Annotated in this window: 21 protein-coding genes and 1 tRNA gene; 15 read left to right on the top strand and 7 right to left on the bottom strand. The window is 44.7% G+C overall.

Annotated elements, in window-relative coordinates; translation table 11 throughout:
* Positions 1–2 precede the first annotated feature (2 nt).
* A complete protein-coding gene (locus IM462_RS02275) occupies positions 3–959 on the top strand; it encodes a glycosyltransferase family 2 protein (RefSeq protein WP_287700448.1) in 957 nt (318 codons plus the stop codon).
* 70 nt (positions 960–1,029) lie between these two features.
* On the opposite strand, the gene IM462_RS02270 is transcribed toward IM462_RS02275, so the two are convergent.
* Together IM462_RS02270 and IM462_RS02265 are read right to left on the bottom strand one after the other, a co-directional pair.
* Entirely contained in the window at positions 1,030–2,223 is a 1,194-nt protein-coding gene (locus IM462_RS02270) for a glycosyltransferase family 2 protein (RefSeq protein WP_287700446.1), read from the bottom strand.
* A 9-nt stretch (positions 2,224–2,232) separates the two neighbouring features.
* Positions 2,233–3,168: a glycosyltransferase gene (locus tag IM462_RS02265; RefSeq protein ID WP_287700445.1), complete on the bottom strand. Its 936-nt coding sequence runs from the start codon at positions 3,166–3,168 to the stop codon at positions 2,233–2,235.
* A 294-nt stretch (positions 3,169–3,462) separates the two neighbouring features.
* On the opposite strand from IM462_RS02265, the gene IM462_RS02260 reads away from it, so the two are divergent.
* The 4 genes from IM462_RS02260 to IM462_RS02245 all read left to right on the top strand — a co-directional run bounded on the left by IM462_RS02260 (position 3,463) and on the right by IM462_RS02245 (position 7,816).
* Positions 3,463–4,479 carry an Npun_R2821/Npun_R2822 family protein gene (locus tag IM462_RS02260; RefSeq protein WP_287700443.1) on the top strand — a complete coding sequence of 339 codons (1,017 nt, stop codon included), beginning with the start codon at positions 3,463–3,465 and terminating at the stop codon, positions 4,477–4,479.
* A 17-nt stretch (positions 4,480–4,496) separates the two neighbouring features.
* Entirely contained in the window at positions 4,497–5,447 is a 951-nt protein-coding gene (locus tag IM462_RS02255; protein WP_287700442.1) for a glycosyltransferase family 10 domain-containing protein, read from the top strand.
* Positions 5,448–5,756: 309 nt separating this feature from the next.
* Entirely contained in the window at positions 5,757–6,902 is a 1,146-nt protein-coding gene (locus IM462_RS02250) for a glycosyltransferase (RefSeq protein ID WP_287700441.1), read from the top strand.
* Positions 6,903–7,183: 281 nt separating this feature from the next.
* Entirely contained in the window at positions 7,184–7,816 is a 633-nt protein-coding gene (locus tag IM462_RS02245) for a Uma2 family endonuclease (RefSeq protein WP_287700439.1), read from the top strand.
* Between the two features lie 102 nt (positions 7,817–7,918).
* On the opposite strand, the gene IM462_RS02240 is transcribed toward IM462_RS02245, so the two are convergent.
* Positions 7,919–8,001, bottom strand: a tRNA-Leu gene (locus tag IM462_RS02240).
* Between the two features lie 73 nt (positions 8,002–8,074).
* Here IM462_RS02240 and lgt point away from each other — a divergent pair.
* Complete coding sequence (gene lgt, locus IM462_RS02235) at positions 8,075–8,926, top strand: prolipoprotein diacylglyceryl transferase (protein WP_287700437.1); 852 nt, start codon at positions 8,075–8,077, stop codon at positions 8,924–8,926.
* A gap of 12 nt (positions 8,927–8,938) precedes the next feature.
* Positions 8,939–9,889, top strand: coding sequence for a branched-chain amino acid ABC transporter permease (locus IM462_RS02230; RefSeq protein WP_287700435.1), 951 nt, complete (start codon positions 8,939–8,941; stop codon positions 9,887–9,889).
* 6 nt (positions 9,890–9,895) lie between these two features.
* Here the strand turns inward: IM462_RS02230 and IM462_RS02225 are convergent, their stop codons facing one another.
* The 3 genes from IM462_RS02225 to IM462_RS02215 all read right to left on the bottom strand — a co-directional run bounded on the left by IM462_RS02225 (position 9,896) and on the right by IM462_RS02215 (position 12,376).
* Positions 9,896–10,894, bottom strand: a complete 999-nt coding sequence (locus IM462_RS02225; RefSeq protein ID WP_287700433.1) for a Gfo/Idh/MocA family protein — start codon at positions 10,892–10,894, stop codon at positions 9,896–9,898.
* 269 nt (positions 10,895–11,163) lie between these two features.
* Entirely contained in the window at positions 11,164–11,439 is a 276-nt protein-coding gene (locus IM462_RS02220; protein ID WP_287700431.1) for a hypothetical protein, read from the bottom strand.
* Between the two features lie 376 nt (positions 11,440–11,815).
* Positions 11,816–12,376 carry a DciA family protein gene (locus tag IM462_RS02215; RefSeq protein ID WP_287700429.1) on the bottom strand — a complete coding sequence of 187 codons (561 nt, stop codon included), beginning with the start codon at positions 12,374–12,376 and terminating at the stop codon, positions 11,816–11,818.
* Positions 12,377–12,454: 78 nt separating this feature from the next.
* Here IM462_RS02215 and IM462_RS02210 point away from each other — a divergent pair, with 78 nt between their 5' ends.
* The 8 genes from IM462_RS02210 to IM462_RS02175 all read left to right on the top strand — a co-directional run bounded on the left by IM462_RS02210 (position 12,455) and on the right by IM462_RS02175 (position 19,155).
* The gene (locus IM462_RS02210; RefSeq protein ID WP_287700427.1) at positions 12,455–13,345 is read left to right on the top strand and encodes a hypothetical protein; all 891 of its coding nucleotides are present in this window, start codon (positions 12,455–12,457) and stop codon (positions 13,343–13,345) included.
* Between the two features lie 22 nt (positions 13,346–13,367).
* On the top strand, positions 13,368–14,024 hold the full coding sequence (locus tag IM462_RS02205) for a PspA/IM30 family protein (RefSeq protein ID WP_287714783.1): 657 nt from the start codon (positions 13,368–13,370) through the stop codon (positions 14,022–14,024).
* Positions 14,025–14,308: 284 nt separating this feature from the next.
* On the top strand, positions 14,309–15,085 hold the full coding sequence (locus tag IM462_RS02200; protein ID WP_002794189.1) for a PspA/IM30 family protein: 777 nt from the start codon (positions 14,309–14,311) through the stop codon (positions 15,083–15,085).
* Between the two features lie 97 nt (positions 15,086–15,182).
* Entirely contained in the window at positions 15,183–15,545 is a 363-nt protein-coding gene (locus IM462_RS02195; RefSeq protein ID WP_353737343.1) for a PspA/IM30 family protein, read from the top strand.
* A 26-nt stretch (positions 15,546–15,571) separates the two neighbouring features.
* Complete coding sequence (locus IM462_RS02190; RefSeq protein ID WP_287700422.1) at positions 15,572–15,751, top strand: hypothetical protein; 180 nt, start codon at positions 15,572–15,574, stop codon at positions 15,749–15,751.
* Between the two features lie 356 nt (positions 15,752–16,107).
* A complete protein-coding gene (locus tag IM462_RS02185) occupies positions 16,108–17,256 on the top strand; it encodes a Re/Si-specific NAD(P)(+) transhydrogenase subunit alpha (protein WP_287700420.1) in 1,149 nt (382 codons plus the stop codon).
* A gap of 196 nt (positions 17,257–17,452) precedes the next feature.
* Entirely contained in the window at positions 17,453–17,749 is a 297-nt protein-coding gene (locus tag IM462_RS02180) for an NAD(P) transhydrogenase subunit alpha part 2 (RefSeq protein ID WP_002733247.1), read from the top strand.
* Positions 17,746–19,155, top strand: a complete 1,410-nt coding sequence (locus IM462_RS02175; protein ID WP_002801273.1) for an NAD(P)(+) transhydrogenase (Re/Si-specific) subunit beta — start codon at positions 17,746–17,748, stop codon at positions 19,153–19,155. The genes IM462_RS02180 and IM462_RS02175 overlap by 4 nt, the downstream gene beginning before the upstream one ends.
* A 59-nt stretch (positions 19,156–19,214) precedes the next feature.
* Here IM462_RS02175 and IM462_RS02170 read toward each other — a convergent pair whose 3' ends face one another.
* Positions 19,215–19,454, bottom strand: a complete 240-nt coding sequence (locus IM462_RS02170; RefSeq protein WP_287700418.1) for a hypothetical protein — start codon at positions 19,452–19,454, stop codon at positions 19,215–19,217.
* Between the last annotated feature and the right edge of the window lie 98 nt (positions 19,455–19,552).

Here is a 19,552-nt window from a genome sequence, read left to right as displayed (position 1 = left end):
TTATGACTTTCCCCTTTGTCTCGATTATTATTCCTGTTTTTAATGATGTAGAGCACCTGAAAACTTGCCTAGAAGCTCTTGAGCGGCAAATATATCCTACGGACGATTGGGAGATCGTTGTTGTCGATAACGGGCCCGATGATAGCATTAAAGATTGCGTGGCTCGATTTCCTCGATCTTCTTATCTGGTAGAAAGCATCCCCACGCAATTTGCTGCCCGCAACACGGGGATTAGGGAGTGCCGGGGTGAAATCATTGCTTTTACTGATGCTGACTGCCTTCCCGATGCCCACTGGCTGAGAGAGGGGGTAGAGGAGTTGGTCAATACTCCTAATTGTGGTTTGGTTGCAGGTCATATTGAGGTTTTTCCCGAAATCGAAGGCAAGGCCAATGCGGTTGAGCTTTTTGAGATGATCACAGCTTTATCCCAAGAAGAATTAGTTACGAAGATGAAATTTGGTGCAACTGCTAATATTTTTACTTTTAAACAGATTTTTGAAACCGTAGGATTTTTCAATCTCTCTCTTCCCTCGGGGGGAGATTTAGAATGGGGACGGCGAGTCAGTAGAGCAGGTTATCAAGTAGTTTATGCGCCAAAAGCCCTAGTCAAACATCCTGCTCGCAAAACTTGGCCTTCCTTAAGGTCTAGAACCATAAGGGTCATGGGGGGATTGCATCAGATCAATTTAATCAGTTACCCCCATCGGTCTAATTTAAACCGTTTCCGGGGCTTAATCCGTGATATTTGGCGAGATTGGCCTAACCTGAACGATTTTCTGGCTATCTACAAAGATGCCAGAATTCCCAACCAAAAGGATCGGATCAAGGTGGCCTTGGTTACTTTAGCAGTAAAGTGGACGAGGATTTCTGAGAAAGTTAGACTGTTTTTAGGGGGAGGATTAAAGACGGACTACAATAGGGATTTACAAGCAGTGGGTATTAAGTCAGAAAATATTTGATGTATAGGGGTTTTCCCTCGCCTGAAGTCAGTTCTTATACCCCCTCTTTAGGAATCGGCAGAGGAATTGTTTACGTCTTATTGGGGCTTGCCAGAGCTGATAACTTTTGTTTAATTTTAATCAGGATAGTTTTAATTTTATTCTTGAATAGATTAGAATTTTTGGTAGATATTTGAGTTTGGGTGATTAAATTTTCTGCTATCCTAATCCTCAACAACTTGGCGGTATCTTCAGAGATTTTATTTTCTAGGTAACTTAGCGCATTGCCTAAGGCATCATCTTGAAAATCTGGACAAAAAATGTTAGTATTTCCTTGCACTCGACTGACGAAAATGAGCCCCTTAATATAGGCAGTTGCTAGAGTTTCTAAATCTAAATCAGATGGCACAAAGTATTGCAAGATATCTTGGAGAGTCTCCTCACTTTCTGCCGCCGCTAAAGCGACACCATAGTTAAAAAAAACGGCTCGATTACGGAGCTGATTGTAGTAAGAAATATCAATGGGGGGATAGACGTTTTCTAGCTGAATCAGGCGCGGATCTTCCCTGGTTAAGCAATCCAAAACCTGTAAGATTCCTTTTAAGACCCTGAGTCCTTGCCGACTATGAGAGCTACAATTCTGACGGTATTGAGCTAAAAAATCAGGAATATGCAGTAATTTCTGACGGGATCTGGCGAAGCGAATCCAGATATCCCAGTCTTCACCCCCCGCAGTACCATCGAAATTGAACCAGCCTACTTTTTGCAGAGACTGCGAGCGCATCATGATGCCCGCAATCCCCCCCCAAGTATTGTGTTCCAGAATATTGGGCCAGCTAGGAACTTTACTTTGGTCGAGCTGGCCTAGTATAGTCTGGCCATCTTCCGCCATCATCCAAACGTTAGAGGCCACAGCGGCTGCTTCGGGGTTTTTACTCAAGCTTTCTACACACTTGGCCATCATTGACGGAGCCAGCAGATCATCGGCATCTAAAGTGATTAGAAATTCGCCCCTTATCAAAGCGCTGCCGTTTTTCCTGGCCGCTACTTGCCCCTGTCGCTCTTGATATAAATACTTAATCCGCTGGGGATATTTCTGGGCATATTGTTGGGCTACCTGATGGGTGTTATCGGTGGAGCCATCATTGATAATAATTATCTCATGGTTTTGATAAGATTGTCTCAAAACAGATTCCACTGCTTGAGCAAGTAGGTGTCCATGCTGATAACAGGGAATTAATACAGAAACTTTGCCAAGCTCAAAAGGGGAATCGTTCTCTAGCATATCTTGCACTTATAGGGGTTTAATCTCGGGTTTGCGTGATAAACCTTTGATTTTTTTGCTTAGCCTACTTTTCCAAGTGCGGAAAATTGTTGTCAGGTGATCGCGGATCACATATTGCCAGCGCCAGGGCCAAGATAAATTCTTCAGCCTGTACTTAAGAAACAGATCGCGATTGGGCATATTTGGCCCGTGACCAAAGCCTGCCCAGTGGGTATATAGTATTCTTTTCCCATTTACCTTGTGAGTATTATCGGCAAACTCTATCTTGAATTTTGCCCACTCGGAGCCTAGATCGGGGATAGCCTCAGTAATGGCTTGGGTTTTCAGCCCCTTAATATCCACACAGTAGTTGACAAAGGGCTGGACAATACAATGGTCGGCAAAATGCTGTCTGATTGTGGCTGCTTGTTCAGCCAACTCTTGAATATCATCTAGGCTAAAAGCCCCCCGGGAAGAGATAAAAGAGCCTGCGTTGAAACCGTTTGCCCTATACTCTCGGATCATTTTATCTCTAAACTCCCCCTCTTTATAGACCTGATCGAATATACCTCTATAGTAGTACATAAATTCGACTTCAGAGTTGATATAGGTTCGGAACAGCTCTTGTAAGCTATCTAAAACAATAATGTCAGAATCTAGAAAGATAAAATGCTCTAGGGGTCCCCAGAAGATGGAAAAAATACGAAATCTGTGATTATGTATATCCTCGATACCCCTTACTTTTGCTCCCACTCCATCTAATAGCTCCAAGTTTATATCGCGATAAAAATTGAAATTGTATTTCTGAGAAATTTTACTGAGTTGGGATATATTATCATTAAAAGGTATAATATACAGAGGGCATTCAGGATCATAAGTCCTGAGACTTTCTAAGAAAGGAATCATCCATTCCAAAACCTGATCATTAGCTAAACAGTATATACCTACTTGTCCAAGCGTCTTCATGGGTAAGATTTATCAACGAGTTTACGCTATTCTACTAAGGGAAACTTTTCTTGTCAATGTCAGGGGAAAGGAAAATCCTGAACGCTTACGGCCAAGTAAATTGTGGCCAGGGCTACAAGTCCGTCAAGATACAAAGTTAGTATTTTGTTCCTTCCCTGTTCCCTCCTTTCAAGCCACGAGGACTCTAAGGACAGGCAAGATTTCAACCTAATTCGTTGCTAGGTCTTGCCGGAGCCGGTCTCTAAATCGGTTAACTGTGATATAAGTATTTTTAGATGCGAGCATGAGAAACTTATGAGCAACGGAATCTGTACTTTGGCTAATGATCGGGTTTACGATCAGCTAGTGGCTTTGCTGAATAGCATTGAGGCGAATGGGGGAAAAGACTTACCAGTCTGTGTCTACCCCTACGATGACCAAACCGAGGAAATTGCCAAGTTAATCGCTCAACGCCCCCAAGTTGAACTGTATCGCGAGCGGGAGTCGATGGAGAGGTGGGATAATTTTGCCAAGGCAGCCTGGGATTCCCATCCTACTGCCCGCCTCAGGTGGCAGCAAGCGGGAAGCAATGGCTATCATCGTTTTGGTACCCATCGTCGCTACTGTGCCTTTGACGGACCCTTTGACCGATTCCTCTATATGGATGCGGATACCTTACTTTTGTCTCCCATAGACTATTTCTGGGAAAAGCTAGACGATTATGATTGTGTTGTCTACGACTATCAGTATAAAGATACCTCCCACGTCTATGAAGTTAGTTCGCCAAAGTTACTGAAAATATTCTCCGAAGAACGGATCAAAAAAGAGATTTTCTGTTCAGGAATCTATGCTTCTAAAAAAAACTTATTTGAGGAAGAAAAGAGAAATTGGATTTTGGAACAATTCCGTTCAGGAGAGTCAGAGGTTATTTATCCCATGGCCCCAGATCAGACCCTTCTCAACTATATGATGATGAGAACAGGTACTTCTATATACAATTATGCTTTGAATACTCCTCCAGAAAAGAGAGTAGGTAACTGCGTTACCGATCCCAAATTTGTCGAAAAAGATAATTTACTGTATGACAAAGGATATAGGTTGATTTACCTTCATTATATTGGGATTTCCAGCAGTTTATTTACTAGATGTTGCCAGGGAGAAAATATAGATTTTCCCTATCGTAGTTTATTTTTATATTATCGCTATCTCTACGAACCTGAAAATTATCCTCAATTTAAATCCAGTCCCGTGTGGTACAATCAACCTAAAAGTTTAGGAAAAAGAATGAAGGAAAAATTACAGAGAATAGCCCGTAAAGTTTTTTCTAACTAATAATAAGGGGTTAACTTGTGACAGAAAAAATAGTAGGTATGCTCAGCAGCTATCCCAATTTAAATCAGGGAGATTGGCTATGGAAACAAACTCCTTATCCAATGGGAGTTTGGGGTAATATTTCCCTACAAGCTAACGCTCCTGAGCCAGATTACTTGTTGCTTTATCAGTTTGATTTTCCGCAACCAAAGAAAGAGCAAGACGGCTGGAAAAATTGGCTCAAAAAACCAGCAAAGCCACAGCTGGCACTTCCATCTATTTTGGGGAGAGTTCCCAAGGAACGCATTATCTATCTCTTAAGAGAACCGCCCTTACCGGAAGTGTTATCGACCAATATGGAAAATTACCGCATCGCCAGCGAGTATTGTGGCTATGTATCAGGTCCGGATGATTACGCACCTCAACCATACTATATGCCTGCCGACTGGCACATAAGCAACAGCTTTCGGGATCTGGCCGATTTGCCCTGTCCGGAAAAAATTCGCCTCTGCTCTTGGATTACCTCTGGAACTACCCGCACAGCCAATCATCGCCACCGTTTGGCCTTTATGCAGCTAATCAAAGATAACGAACTTCCTTTCGATTTTTATGGGCGAGGTTTGCCGGACTGGACGGGTTCGAGAGGCTCGGTACAAAATAAATGGAATGTCCTAGCTCCCTACTACTACAATCTAGCCATAGAAAACTACGCACAGAGCAGGTGGTATATCAGCGAAAAGCTCTGGGACCCGCTATTAGCTTGGTGTTTACCTATTTATTACGGTGGAGCGGATGCAGAGAAACTATTGCCACCGAAAAGTTTCTTACGCCTGCCCAGTTTGGATCAAAAAGGAGTTGATTATTTGCGAGAGGTCACTTCTAGTTTGGATGCTTGGCACGAAGCGAAAGAAGCGATCGCCGAAGCGAGACAAGTTATCCTGTATGAGCTGAATCTACTTAACTGGCTCTCTAATTTCGTGGTATCCTAAATGCCAATGGTTCTCTTGGGTTCTGCTGGCAAATCGGGCGTTGCTGAGTTGAGATATGAATCTTCTCTTGTGGGATTTTTAAAACCTAGACCCAAACTAACTTTTGGATACGATGCACAGTTGGCATTCATACCTTCATTCAGCAACCCCAATCGTTCTATATGATACCTATTAGCCGCAACCATGAATGCTCCTAAATCAGGACGAAAACCGGGACGGTAGGGACAGAATCTATTTTGTCGAGTACAGGATAAACAAGAGAGCCAAGCAATTGTTAAAACAACTCTTTCGTATATTGGTGGTTAAAAAATGCTGAAAAAAACTATTGGAGTCTATATGCCCTATTTTATGGGAGGAGGTGCTGAAGCTGTGGCTCTCTGGATACTAGAAGCCTTAAAAGAAAAATATGACTTAACTCTTTTCACCTTTTACTATCCAGACTGGGAAAAGCTAAATAAGTTGTATGAAACATCCCTCAGTCCCAAGGAAGTTAACGTTGTTTCCGTATTACCAAAAAGTTGGCAAGGCATCTCAGAGTTTCTCATCAGTAATAATCCTCATTTTCGTCAGATATCCATTCATTTAAGCCTGCGTTATTTAAAAGAAAGAGCCAAAAATTATTCCTTGGTGCTATCAGCTTGTAATGCGGCCGATCTAGGCGTACCAGGAATCCAATATATCCATTGGGTTAAAGTCCTTGAAGGTGGTAAAATACACCAGAATATGCCCTACCTAAATATCTCCAATTTTTCTGTAGATAACCTCAAAAAGAATCTATCTATTTCTAACTCTTTTGATGTAGCCAAAGCAGTCAAGGAAGTTTACGGGCTTGATAGTACCGTTATCTATCCTCCAGTGGTGATTCCTGTTAAGGATATTGCTCGGGAGCAAAAAGAGAATGCTTTTGTAATTAGCGGTAGGTTAACAGTAGATAAAAGTACAGATTTCGGCATTAAAGTCTTAAAAGCAGTGCGGGAGAGAGGATTTTCCATCAAACTCCATATAACTGGGGGCGCTGGGGGAGCTTTTAATAAAAAGTATCAACACTATATTGAACAATTGGTAGCTGAAAATTCCGACTGGATTCAACTGTATAAGGATCTTCCCTATGCAGATTATTGTAATATACTGTACAAATGTAGGTATGGTATCCATCCCAAGAAAGACCAGTTTGGTATCTCCGTAGCCGAAATGGTGAGAGCAGATATCATTCCCTTTGTACAGAAAATAGGAGGTCAAACTGAAATCGTCGGTAAGCACAATACAGAATTGCAATTTAACAGTATGGAAGAAGCAGTAGAAAAGATTATTGCAGTAATTAGTAATGAAAAGAAACAGGAAGAGCTTTTAATGTCCCTCTCCCATCAAAAGTCTCTTTTTTCATCAGAGAAATTTCAAAGGGAAATCAGTCAATTTGTGGATAATTATTTCTCTGACAACGTTTCCGAAACCTAGGCAAGAGATTCTAACGCTTGCACATATATATTATGTGGCTACATCATCCCAAGTCCACAGGCGTTTCGTCGGGATCATCTCACTGGTGCAATGATTATTAATGCTTAGGGCTGTCAAAAACTATAAAACCTTGAACTTTAAACACCAACTAAGTTGAGACCCGTAGTTTTTCCTCCTCTATTTTAAGATGAGTTTTGCCCCATAAGTGATCGGCCAAAACGAGAGGCGCGCTATATTGATCACTATCCTAAAATGGAAGCAGGGGATTTTTGCTTGAATCTATGACTGTAACACTGCTCGCACCACCGGCTGAAATACTTCACCTGTCCGGGATTAGCTGGAAAACCTATGAAACGCTGCTCGCAGAAATGAGCAATCGCCGTCTCCGGCTGACCTACAATCGTGGCAATTTAGAAATCATGGCTCCTTCGACCGGACACGAAAGATTCAAGAAAGTGGCGGGGCGATTTGTTGAGACAATGGCTGAAGAATCAGCAGTCTCGATTTATCCCCTCGGTTCTACCACCTTTAAACGCCCTCAATTAAGCGGTGCAGAACCGGATGAATGTTTTTACATTGATAATATTGAGGCGGTTCGGGGAAAAAAGCGACTGGACTTAAATGAAGACCCGGCACCGGATTTAGTCATAGAAATTGATGTCACCAGCAGTTCTCAAAATCGCCTTCAGGTTTATGCAGATCTAGGCGTGGCAGAGGTTTGGGTTTATAATGGGGAATCTCTGGTTATCCAACAATTACAAAATGGCACTTATATCACCTCCCCAACCAGTCAGTTTTTTCCTAATTTACCCATCTTAGAAATTGCTATATTTTTACAACAAGCTGGCCAGACAGATTACCTAGAGTTAGTAAAAGCATTTCGGAATTGGGTAAGAAGTCAGCTGAAAAAATAAATCTGAACCGGAGTCTCAAAAATGGAAATTAACAAGTTTCCCCTTTTGGGTCGTCGGTCGTCAATACCAAATCAGGTTACACCTCATCGACCCGAAGGTTAATGCGGATGGAGGGACTCGAACCCACACATCGAAAAGATACTAGAACCTAAATCTAGCGCGTCTACCAATTCCGCCACATCCGCAAATATGTCACCCTACCCTATCATAGCATAAGATACTATAGGAAAGATAAAATTTTTTATTCTTAATAATTTTATGCTCTTAGGTTTTGTCTTTCAGTCTCCCGGCCCCGTCCTCTGGGAGATCGGACCAATTTCGGTGCGCTGGTATGGATTTCTCATCGCTATGGCGGTATTATTGGGTGTCACCCTCTCCCAGTACCTCGCCCAAAAAAGAGCGATCGATCCCGATCTAATCGCTGATTTGGCCATTTGGTTAGTAGTGGGGGCCATACCTGCAGCCCGTCTGTACTATGTTCTCTTTCAGTGGCAAGAATACGCGCAAAATCCTGCTGATATTATCGCCATTTGGAAGGGAGGTATCGCCATTCACGGGGCAATTATCGGGGGTTTGCTGGCGGCCCTAATCTTTGCTCGCATTAATCGGGTTTCTCTTTGGCAATTACTCGATCTGGTGGCACCTTCAGTTATTCTCGGTCAAGCGATCGGACGTTGGGGTAACTTTTTTAATTCGGAAGCTTTTGGCAGTCCGACTAATTTACCCTGGCGGTTGTTTATTCCTCCGGCTAGTCGTCCTTTAAAATATATCACCGTCGATTATTTTCACCCCACCTTTCTCTACGAATCTCTCTGGAATCTAGCAGTTTTTGCCCTACTTATCTATCTATTTTTCTGGGGGTTAAAACACCCTAGTAAATTAAAAATTGGCACCCTTACCCTAGTCTATTTTATCGCCTACAGTCTAGGTAGATTCTGGATCGAGGGACTACGCACCGATAGTTTAATGTTTGGGCTTTTGAAAATGGCGCAAATAATTAGTTTAGGAGCGATCGCTGTCGGTCTTTTCGGTTTATTCTGGTTATATAAACTGCAGCGTCCTTTACCGGATGTGGTGGCGACCGTCAGTTATAATCAAAAGTTACCCTAGCTAACCCCGACTATGGATCTAGTAACAATTTTTCAACAGGTTTTAAACGGTTTATCGATCGGTAGTGTCTATGCTATTTTTGCCCTCGGTTACACTTTGATTTTTTCCATTCTAGGAATTATCAATTTTGCCCATGGCGCAATTTTTACCCTCGGTGCCTATTTTACCTACGCTCTAGCGGGGGGAGTTTTCGGTTTTAATGGTTTATTAGCTAATGCCAAATTACCCTTTTCCCTGCCCTTTTTTTTGGCACTCTTGCTAGGCTGTATCCTTTCAGGTTTCACCTCGGTTCTTCTGGAAAGATTGGCCTTTAAACCCCTCCGGGTACGGGGTTCCGATTCTCTCTTAACTCTGGTTTCTAGCCTAGGGGCAGCCGTGGTGATTGTCAATGTCATTCAATACTTATTCGGGGCAGAAATTTATACTTTTCCCGATAGTATTTATGGCAATCTTCCCCCCGCAATTAATTTTGGTACAGCTGATCGCCCCGTGGCAATTCGCACAATTCAGATTATTATTTTTCTGGTTTCAGCAGTTATGGTGGCTTTGCTAACTTATTGGGTTAATTTCACCAAAATGGGCAAAGCTTTACAAGCGGTAGCTGAAGATGTCACCACGGCCAGTTTGTTGGGGATCAATCCCGAAAAATTTATCGTGATTACCTTTTTTATTAGTGGTGCCTTGGCAGGTTTAGCAGGAACTTTAGTCGGTTCTAGTGTTAGTATCGCTGGCCCCTATTTCGGTATTGCTTTCGGATTAAAAGGTTTAGGAGTGATCGTTTTAGGGGGATTGGGAAGTATCCCCGGAGCAGTAATCGGTGGTTTATTATTGGGTATTGCCGAAGCTTTTGTTCCCGCAGAATATTCCGGTTATCGAGAGGCGATCGCTTTTGCTATTCTCTTTATTATGTTGTTAGTTCGTCCCCAGGGTTTACTAGGCAGAAAGTTAATTCAAAAAGTCTAATTCGGTTTAATTAGCCCCGAGAAAAACTGTTTTTCCCGACAAGGAAGATTGATAGGCAGCGTATGCCACTTCTAGGGCATAAAGACTGGCTTGGGGAGTAACATAGAGATGAACCCGATCGAACAGATAATCTAGCACCATTGCGGTATCTTTGGCAAAAAGACCGCGACGGGTTTCCACTTCTAAAGCTTGGCTACCTTCACTATTAATTAACTGCCCTTTTTCCCCTTCAAAAATTAAGCTGCCCCCCTCCCCATGAATAGTGAAAGTTCGCTCATTTTGCCAAAAAACTTCGCCTTTGCCGTAGGTAACTTCAGCAATTAAGCCATTTTTAAATAATAACTGCGCCTCACACAAACAGGCTAGAAAATAATCGGATTCTGGAGCATTCCAATAACGACAATGACAGGATACGGACTCCACTTCCCCAAATAAATTAGTAAAGCGATGGATACGAGAAAGGGCAGCGATCAAAGGAAAACCGAATAAATCCCGATGAAATGTCCAGCGCCGGAGTGCTGGTCTGCCGGGGACGATCGTGGTATAACGGGCTAGGTGGATATTGCCGAGGCTGGCTAAATACTGCTGTTGGGTTTGATGCAGTCCCCCCAAAAGTTCAATATGTTCGACGTGCAGTAATTTGTTCTCGGTTTCGGCTAAGGTGATTAATTCTGCTGCCGCTGCCGGGTGAAAAGCCAGAGGATACTCGACGATAACGTGCTTGCCAGATTTTAAGGCAGTACGGGCGATCGAGGCATGGGCCTGATTAACGTTGGCAATGACAATCAGATCGAGATCGGGATGGCTGGCCAGGCTTACTGCCGAATCTAGGGCAGAAATTTGGTACTTTTGCGAGAAATTAGCGATCGATTCGGGACTATTACCACTAAAATACAGAAGCTGGGCGCGATCATCGGCTTGCAAGCTTTCAGCACGACGTTGAGCGGCGAACCCTGTGCCAACTATACCAATTTTTAAGGGACGATGAGAAGTCATCAGGGGCATTCTGGCGACATTAATTATTGGGAAGTGGGAATTATGAATTATGAATTATAAATTGGAGAGATGGTAGTCGGGAGACCCACTTCGTGTGCCTTGCGGAGGGAGATGGGGAGAATCATCTCCTGACTCCTGCCTCTCGCCTTTCCTAGCTTTATTTTGGCAATTAACTGCTCTATTATCTCAAAAATAGCACTCTAAAAGATGTGGGAGGGTGAATTCATATTTTTAATGGACAACGCCAATTTTTTGCTCCTGTTTAGGCCCCGGATCTTCTAAACTGCCGTCGGTTGTCGGGGAGCATGACGACTAGGGGAAACCACCACGGGAGTTGGCGACACTGTACAGGTTAATTCTAGAGACTGTTCTAAACTAACCACCCGATTGAGTTGTTGCCATTCATTACTAAAAGGAGGCATCGCTAGAGCGCAGGCTTTCCAATGAGCTTCGACGGGAACATCTAGTTGTTGACAAGTGCCACCGCGCCGACCTTGGGTTTGATAGTATCGGCAGTATCGACAGGAAGAAGTAAGAAAGTTTGCGGCTTGCATGGTTTGGCTTTAAAAGGAAGATGATTATAGGGAACTCAAGGGATGACTCTCTTTTCGCTCTGTGTAATATTGTCCTACCCTGTGCCAAGGGGATTTTCCTGACTACCACAGCTAGAACTGATATGCCATATAGTTTTTAGTGATCCCCAAAAAAAATTTTGTTTTTAGAATCTTTTAATAGTTACTTTGCAAAAAGCAGCACTGTCTCAAAACAGAGGAGTTAAACTCAGTTGTGGCCGAGGTTATTGGGTCTAGTATCAGCAATAACAGAACGGGGATCAAGCCTTAGCCGAATAGAATTGATGAATACAGGTTCAATTAAGACAGAAAAGATAGGCCTATTGATTCCCGACTCAAAACCACTCTTTCCACAATACTATAAAAAAATTGAATCTTTTACCCCGCCCGACTGGGCAAAACAAAAAGCACAACATTGCCAACGCTCAAGCTCTCCGGAGGGACTGGGAGACTGACAACGAGGACAAATCGGCCAAGATCGGGTTCTGTGAACTATTTTCTGGCTCCAACTCTCTAAACCGTCCGGTTGCTGGGGATTTTCTGGCGGTTTTTCTGGGGTGACATAACTAGGATGATCTCTGAGGGAATTAGGCGCGATCGCTTCTGGGGGAATTAACTGACTATCTTGCTGCCAACGGGCAGCAGAAAAGCGGATATCGCCCAAGGGAGTCTCTAACTGACTATTAAGCCGTTTTAATAAGCCATAGCGTTGTAAAGACAATTCCTGTGCTAAAGCGGCGCTACTGGTGGCCACCGATAAAACCCCGCGATTGAGGGAAAAAGGCCGGGTTTGCTCCAGCAGACGGGGATTAATAATTTTTGGCCATAATTGCAGCACTTGCTCATAGTGGCGATATTCTTCCCAACCCGCCTGTTGAGTGATAGCCGCCAAAATCTTGTCAAGAGAATGTAAAGACATCTGGAAAATCTAGAGAGTACCACGTTAGACTAGGACGAAAAAAACCCCTAACTTTTTAGCATAACCTTTAATACCCTCATGAAATCCGATCGATCCCCATCCTCCCAAGATTTGCCTCTCTCGATCGTCCATCAACCCAGTTCAGCCATCGATCCCGCTCAGGAACCAGAATACCTAGAAGCTTCTGTCATTAACGTCTATCCCCCAGCTAAAGATGTCTTTTTTACCCCTTGGGGTATCCGGGCAATGGTGATCTTTTTGATTGCTAATAGTCTCCTTAGTCTCAATCAATGGTTAACCAGCACCACCCCCACGCCGAGGAAAGCTGAGAATTCCCCCCGCGAGCCGCACCAAAATAACTCCCGCCACCTCGATCGATTGATAGCGATCGCTCGTCCAGTACAGAAAACTCCTCAAACCAGTCCGATCGCTAATATTCCCGCTCCTCCCGTTAAAACTAGCCCGATAACTAACATTCCCGCCCCACCAGTGGTTCAGAGTCCCCCCAGAGCTAGAAATCTGACTAACGCCCTCTTACCCCCGAATCCGCCGCCCTCCCTGATGCCGGCCCATCAATTGCCCGTCAGTAAGATCAAGCAATCTTTACCCGTCGCCCCCCCGGATCCCGCTACCCCGCCCGTATCTTCCCTAGTTTCGGCACCACCGCCACCACCGCCCCAAGTCACCCCCGCCCCTTCGACTGCGATCATTAACGAACGAATGTTAGAGGAATTGCGCCAAAGGGAAGAATCACCCGCTAATTTACCCTTTTTTCAACGGGAAAAAGCCCGTCGTCTGGCCGATCAAAACCGACAGGATGCGGCGGAGTTAATGAAACAGTTACCGCCAGAATTACAAGTAGCCCCTTCTCCCAGTAGTCTGGCACCTTCAGAAACAGCCGATCCCCCCCAGTCCCCCGTCCCTAGTTCTATCATTATTGATAGGAGCGGCACTTCGGTAAACTACTAGGGTTGGTATCGGGAGGACGGCAATGGGTTTGTTAGATCGCATGGGCCAAGCAATTCGCGCCCAAGTCAATAGTCTGATTCAGGAAAATCAAGATCCAGAAAAACTGCTGGAAAAGGCGATCTTGGAGATGGAAGGGGAATTGATCCAAATGCGACAAGCCCTGGCGGCAGCTGTCGCTACCCAGAAACGCACCGAGCGCCAACGACAACAACAGGAAAAAGCGGCCCAAACTTGGCACGAACGCGCCCAATTAGCCCTACATCACGGTAACGAAGAACTCGCCCGCCAAGCTCTCAGCCAATGGCAAACCTATCAAAGTCAGATCGCCCCCCTACAAACCTCCCTGCAACAACAGACGGCTATTATACAAAAGTTAAAGAAAGAACTCTTGACAATTGAACGCAAATATGCTGAGATGAAAGCACAGAAAAGCCTTTATGTGGCCAGATTGCGATCAGCGAGTGCCAGTCAAAAAGCCCAAGAAATTATGGGCAGTTTGAACAGCAGTCAGATGGGGACTATTTTCGAGAAATTAGAAGCAAAAGTCTTAGAAGCCGAATCCCAAGCCGATTTAATCCAGTATAAAGACCCCTTAGAGCGACAATTCCAAGATTTGGAGGGACAAAAACAAATTGAAGCGGAATTACTCAAGTTAAAACAAGAAAAGTTGGATGGGTGATGTGGGGTGTAGGGTGTAGGGTGTGGGGTGTGGGCTTCGGCCGTGAGCTCAGCGTTCGACCGAGCTCACGCCGAGGTCCGAACGGGTGTAGGGTGTGGGGTGTGGGGAGAAAAAAGCGTTCGACAAAAGCTCACGCCGAAGTCTGTCTCCTGTCTCTTGACTCCTAACTCCTATCGCCTATCCTAGCTCTCGTGGTTTATATTAGAGAATAAGCCGTTAGGCAAGATAGGAAGTTTTAAGAACAGTTAACTGATTTAGTACACACCGAGAGGAACAAGAGCGTCATGGGTTTATTCGATCGCCTTAGCCGAGTTGTCCGAGCTAACCTCAATGATATGGTGAGCAAGGCTGAAGATCCAGAAAAAATGCTGGAGCAAGCTGTCAGTGAGATGCAAGAGGATCTAGTACAGGTACGTCAAGCGGTCGCTAGAGCGATCGCCGAACAACGACAAACGGAACAAAAATACAGCAAAGACCAGTCAGAAGCCAATAAATGGGAACAAAGAGCCAAATTAGCCCTTGCTAAAGGGGATGAAAATCTCGCCAGGGAAGCTCTTAAACGCAAGAAAGATTGCACGGAAACCGCCGCCATTCTCAAAAATCAACTGGATCAGCAAACGGTACAGGTAGATAGTCTGAGAAAAAACTTGATCGCGCTCGAAAGTAAGATTTCTGAGGCAAAAACCAAGAAAAATATGTTAGTAGCTCGCTCCAGAGCCGCAAAAGCTAACGAAGAACTCCAAAAAACCCTCGGCAGTATCAATACCAGTAGTTCCGTGGGTGCTTTTGAGCGCATGGAAGCAAAAGTTATCGAGTTAGAAGCCAGTAGTCAAGCTTACGGTGAATTGGAGGGCATTGGCATCGAACATCAATTCGCTGCACTAGAAGCGGGTAGCGATGTGGAGGATGAATTAGCAATGCTGAAAGCACAAATGCCTGGCGGAGCATTACCCCCCAGCACAACTTCTAGTCAACCCACTTTACCCCAAGCAACCACCGTCAGGGATTCGGTAGTGGATGCAGAATTAGAGGAATTGCGATCGAAGTTAAAAGAACTGTAAAACTTTGAGAGCGTCGAGACGTACTATCTACGGTACGTCTCTATTTATTAATTTTGTTGTTGAGATAGGGAATATTAATTGCTAGTCATAATTAACCATCACTATTAGGCGGGATGATTTATCTAATTTACGTTCCTCAATTATCGAAGTAATTGCCTTACAAAAAAGAGCCGAACAACAGTACAACCAGGCACAAGCTGAGGTTTTAAAATGGCAAGAAATAGTTAAACTCGCTCTAGATAAAGGTGATAAGTCTCTGGCACAAGAAGCTAATATAAAGAAAAAACATCACATTAATACCGCAAATATTATTAAAAATCAACTGGAAAAACTGAATATCCAAGTTGATAAACTGAAAGAAAAATTGCCAATTTTAGAAAGAAAGATTAACGAAAAAAGTATCGGCAGTATAGATACTATTTACCCTTCAGCTTTTGAGCGCATGGAAGCAAAAAGTTAGAATCCAGTAGTCAAGCTGACGGTGAATTGGTTGACATCGGCATCGAACATCAATTCACGCTAGAAGCGAGTAGCGATGTGGATGATGAATTAGCACTGCTAAAAGCACAAATGTTACTGGGTAAAACTGCCTATCCACCTACCGTCAGGGATTCGGTAGTGGATGCAGAATTAGCGGAATTGCGATCGAAGTTAAAAGAAATGTAAAACTTTGAGATTGTCGAGACGTATTACAGCCCTTCTCATCAATATGAAGTATAGCCTAATCTGGTATCTAAGACCGAAGACTGTCTAATGTTAACCATTTCGGCGTTCCCCAGAACGAAAACTTCGTACCTCATCATTGTAAAAAAAATTCCCAAACAATGCCACTCAAAACCCTTTAATTCTGAAGATAATCCTAAGATTCAGCCCGAAAAAGAGCCAGAAAGGTGAGGATAGCTAGGATGGAAGTGAAAAGCAATTTTGACTCGAAATTATCCCAAGGGATCGATCGCATTTAACGAAACCCTTACCCCAACAGCATAAGACAAGAGAAGGACTTATTAAGGAGAAACCCAGCCATGAAAATCGGCGTAATCAAAGAAAGTGACCAAGGCGAGGCGCGGGTGGCGCTAGTGCCGGATACCGTCGCCCGTTTAGTCAAGGCGGGATTTGAGGTAATTGTCCAAAATGGGGCGGGAATTAGCGCTAACTTTGCCGATAGTGCCTATAGTGCCGTGGGAGCCGCCCTGAGCGAAAACAGCGAATATATCTATGAAACTGCTGATATTATTCTCAAAGTCGTCCCTCCTAGCGATAGCGAGATCGATCGCCTGAAAAATGGTGGTATCCTCATCGGCTTTCTCGATCCCCTGCGGCAACCCCGGCGCATTGCCAAATTAGCCGAGCGCGGGATTACAGCTTTGAGCATGGAATTAATTCCCCGCAGTAGTCGCGCCCAGAGTATGGATGCCCTCTCCTCTCAGGCTAACCTCGCCGGTTACAAAGCGGTACTCCTCGCCGCCGTTGAGCTGCCGAAAATGTTCCCGATGATGACTACCGCCGCCGGGACGATCGCCCCTGCCAAAGTGCTGGTATTGGGGGCAGGAGTTGCCGGATTGCAAGCTTGCGCTACCGCCCGCCGTTTGGGGGCAGTGGTGGAGGCTTTTGATATTCGTCCGCAAGTCAAAGAAGAAGTGCAGAGTGTCGGGGCGAAATTTATTGAAATGCCCCTAGAAGAAGATACCGTCGCCGATAACGGTTACGCCAAAGAGGTTTCTCTTAGCACACAGGAGCGCATTTGTCAAGCCCTAACCGAACCAATTAAGCGGGCTGATGTGGTGATCACCACGGCCCAAGTACCGGGGAAACAGGCTCCGCTGCTAGTCACCAAAGAAATGATCGCCACCATGAAACCGGGGTCGGTAATCGTTGATTTAGCGGCGGAACAGGGCGGAAATTGCGCCTACACCCAACCGGGACGAGAAATCATCGAAAATGGGGTAAAAATCGTCGGAGCCGTTAATCTTCCTGCCACAGTGGCCACCAATGCCAGCCAGATGTACGCCAAAAACCTGCAAATGCTGCTACAACTTCTAGTCAGCAAAGACGGCAGTTTAAACCTCGATTTTGCCGATGACATCATTGATAGTGCCTGTGTCACCCACGCCGGCGAAATCCGCAACCAACGCATTAAATCCGCCCTCAGTGAACAGTTATCCGCTTTTTAGCTATCAGGATTCAGGAGGCAAAAGGCAAAAGGCAAAAGGCAGAAGGCAGAAGGCAGAAGGCAGCTTTATTCTCCCCACACCCCACACCCCACACCCGTTCGGACCTCGGCGTGAGCTCGGTCGAACGCTGAGCTCACGGCCGAAGCCCACACCCCACACCCCACACCCCACACCCTATCCCCTATTTCTTTAACCAATGACTGCCCAACTTTTAACCGCTTTAGTGGTATTTGTCCTCGCTTCCTTTGTCGGTTTCGAGGTGATCAATAAAGTTCCTCCCACTCTCCATACACCCCTGATGTCGGGAGCGAATGCAATTTCAGGTATCGCCGTTGTTGGTGCGCTCCTCATCGCCGGAGGCACGGATTGGCACGAATTAACCGTAATTTTAGGGTTAATTGCCGTTATTTTGGCGATGGTTAACGTGGTCGGTGGTTTTGTCGTTACCGATCGAATGCTGCAAATGTTCAAGAAAAAAGAGGCTAAATCATGAATAATGCCCTTATCACAGGGATCGAGTTATCCTATCTACTTGCCGCCATTTTATTTATCATCGGTCTTAAACAATTATCTTCCCCCGCTACCGCCCGTCAAGGCAATTTTCTGGCTGCGATCGGGATGCTAATCGCCATTATTGCCACCTTAATCAATCAAGAAATCCTCAGCTATGGTTTAATCGCCGTGGCGTTGGTGATTGGCTCAATTATCGGCTTGGTTTCGGCGCAAAAAGTCCCGATGACAGCTATGCCCCAAATGGTGGCGATTTTTAACGGTTTAGGCGGTGCTGCCAGTGCTTTAATTGCCATGGGCGAATACTGGCGTTTACTGCAAAGTGGTGAAAATATTGCCTTTGACTCGATACTGATCGCTATTTTGGGTATATTGATCGGCGGTGTCACTTTTACCGGTAGTGTCCTCGCTTTTGCCAAATTACAGGAATTAATCAGTGGCGCACCCGTAACTTTTCCTTTCCAACAGCCCTTTAACATTCTCTTGCTACTCACCTTTTTAGGGGGTAGTGTCTATCTCTTTTTTGATCCCACCTCGATCGATGTTTTCCTGACCTTGGTGGCACTTTCCTTAATTTTCGGGGCTTTATTCGTGCTTCCCATCGGCGGCGGCGATATGCCCGTGGTTATCTCCCTCTTAAACTCTTTTTCGGGACTTGCCGCCAGCGTGGTCGGTTTTATCCTGATGAATAGTATGCTGATCATCGCCGGTGCTTTGGTGGGTGCGTCGGGGATTATCCTGACTCAGATCATGTGTAAAGCCATGAATAGATCCCTGGCTAGTGTACTATTTGGGGCATTTGGTACAGGTGCTAGTGCCGGAGGCGAAGCGAGCGCCACTTCTAGCCTTGATAAATCGGTTCATGCTATTGATTCAGAAGAAGGGGCTATGATGCTCGGTTATGCGCGTTCTGTGGTGATTGTACCAGGTTACGGCATGGCAGTGGCCCAAGCACAACACGCAGTGCGAGAATTGGCTGAACAGTTGGAAAAAAATGGCGTTGAGGTTAAATATGCTATTCACCCCGTGGCGGGAAGAATGCCCGGACACATGAATGTACTACTGGCCGAAGCTAATGTTCCCTATCCGCAGCTCTACGATATGGATGATATTAATCCTGAGTTTGAGCGCGTCGATGTGGCGTTAATTATTGGGGCGAATGATGTGGTTAACCCCGCTGCCCGTCACGATAAAGCTAGTCCGATTTATGGAATGCCGATTCTCGACGTGGATAAGGCACAGCACACGATCGTGATTAAGCGCAGTATGCGATCGGGTTTTGCCGGGGTAGAAAACGAATTATTCTACAATCCCAAAACCTTTATGCTCTTCGGTAGCGCTCAAGATGTGGTAGCACAATTAGTATCACAAGTCAAAGATTTGTCATAATTCTTAACAAATAGGACGGGGTTTTCACCCCGTCTTTTTTTGATCTGATTTTTCAGAGTTTAAAGATAATCAAGATCTAATTCCCCTTTGCTCACTTTTTCGGTAATTAAAGTTCTGACTAACTCTAATTCTTCCAGGGTTACTTTACCATCAGACCTCATAGCTAGGGCGATTCTTTCCCTTTCCCCTTGAGTGATCACGCCATCAACACTAGCCTGTTCGATAATAGCCCGCAACTTTTCTAGTTCCTGTTGTTCTTCTGCGGTTAACTCTACTTGATTAGGGCGAGATATTTCCATAAAAATTTCTCCTTGAGTGATCAATACAAACTTGATAATTTTTTTCTAAGTAGTAGAACCCATGGCAGTTATCCCCAGTCAGCATCAGGAATTACGGA

This window comes from Microcystis sp. M144S2 (genome assembly GCF_020246065.1).
In the GTDB taxonomy this organism is placed as follows: domain Bacteria; phylum Cyanobacteriota; class Cyanobacteriia; order Cyanobacteriales; family Microcystaceae; genus Microcystis; species Microcystis ichthyoblabe_A.
The sequence above is the reverse complement of the archived record's forward strand: the minus strand, read 5'-3'. Positions and strand labels throughout refer to the sequence as shown.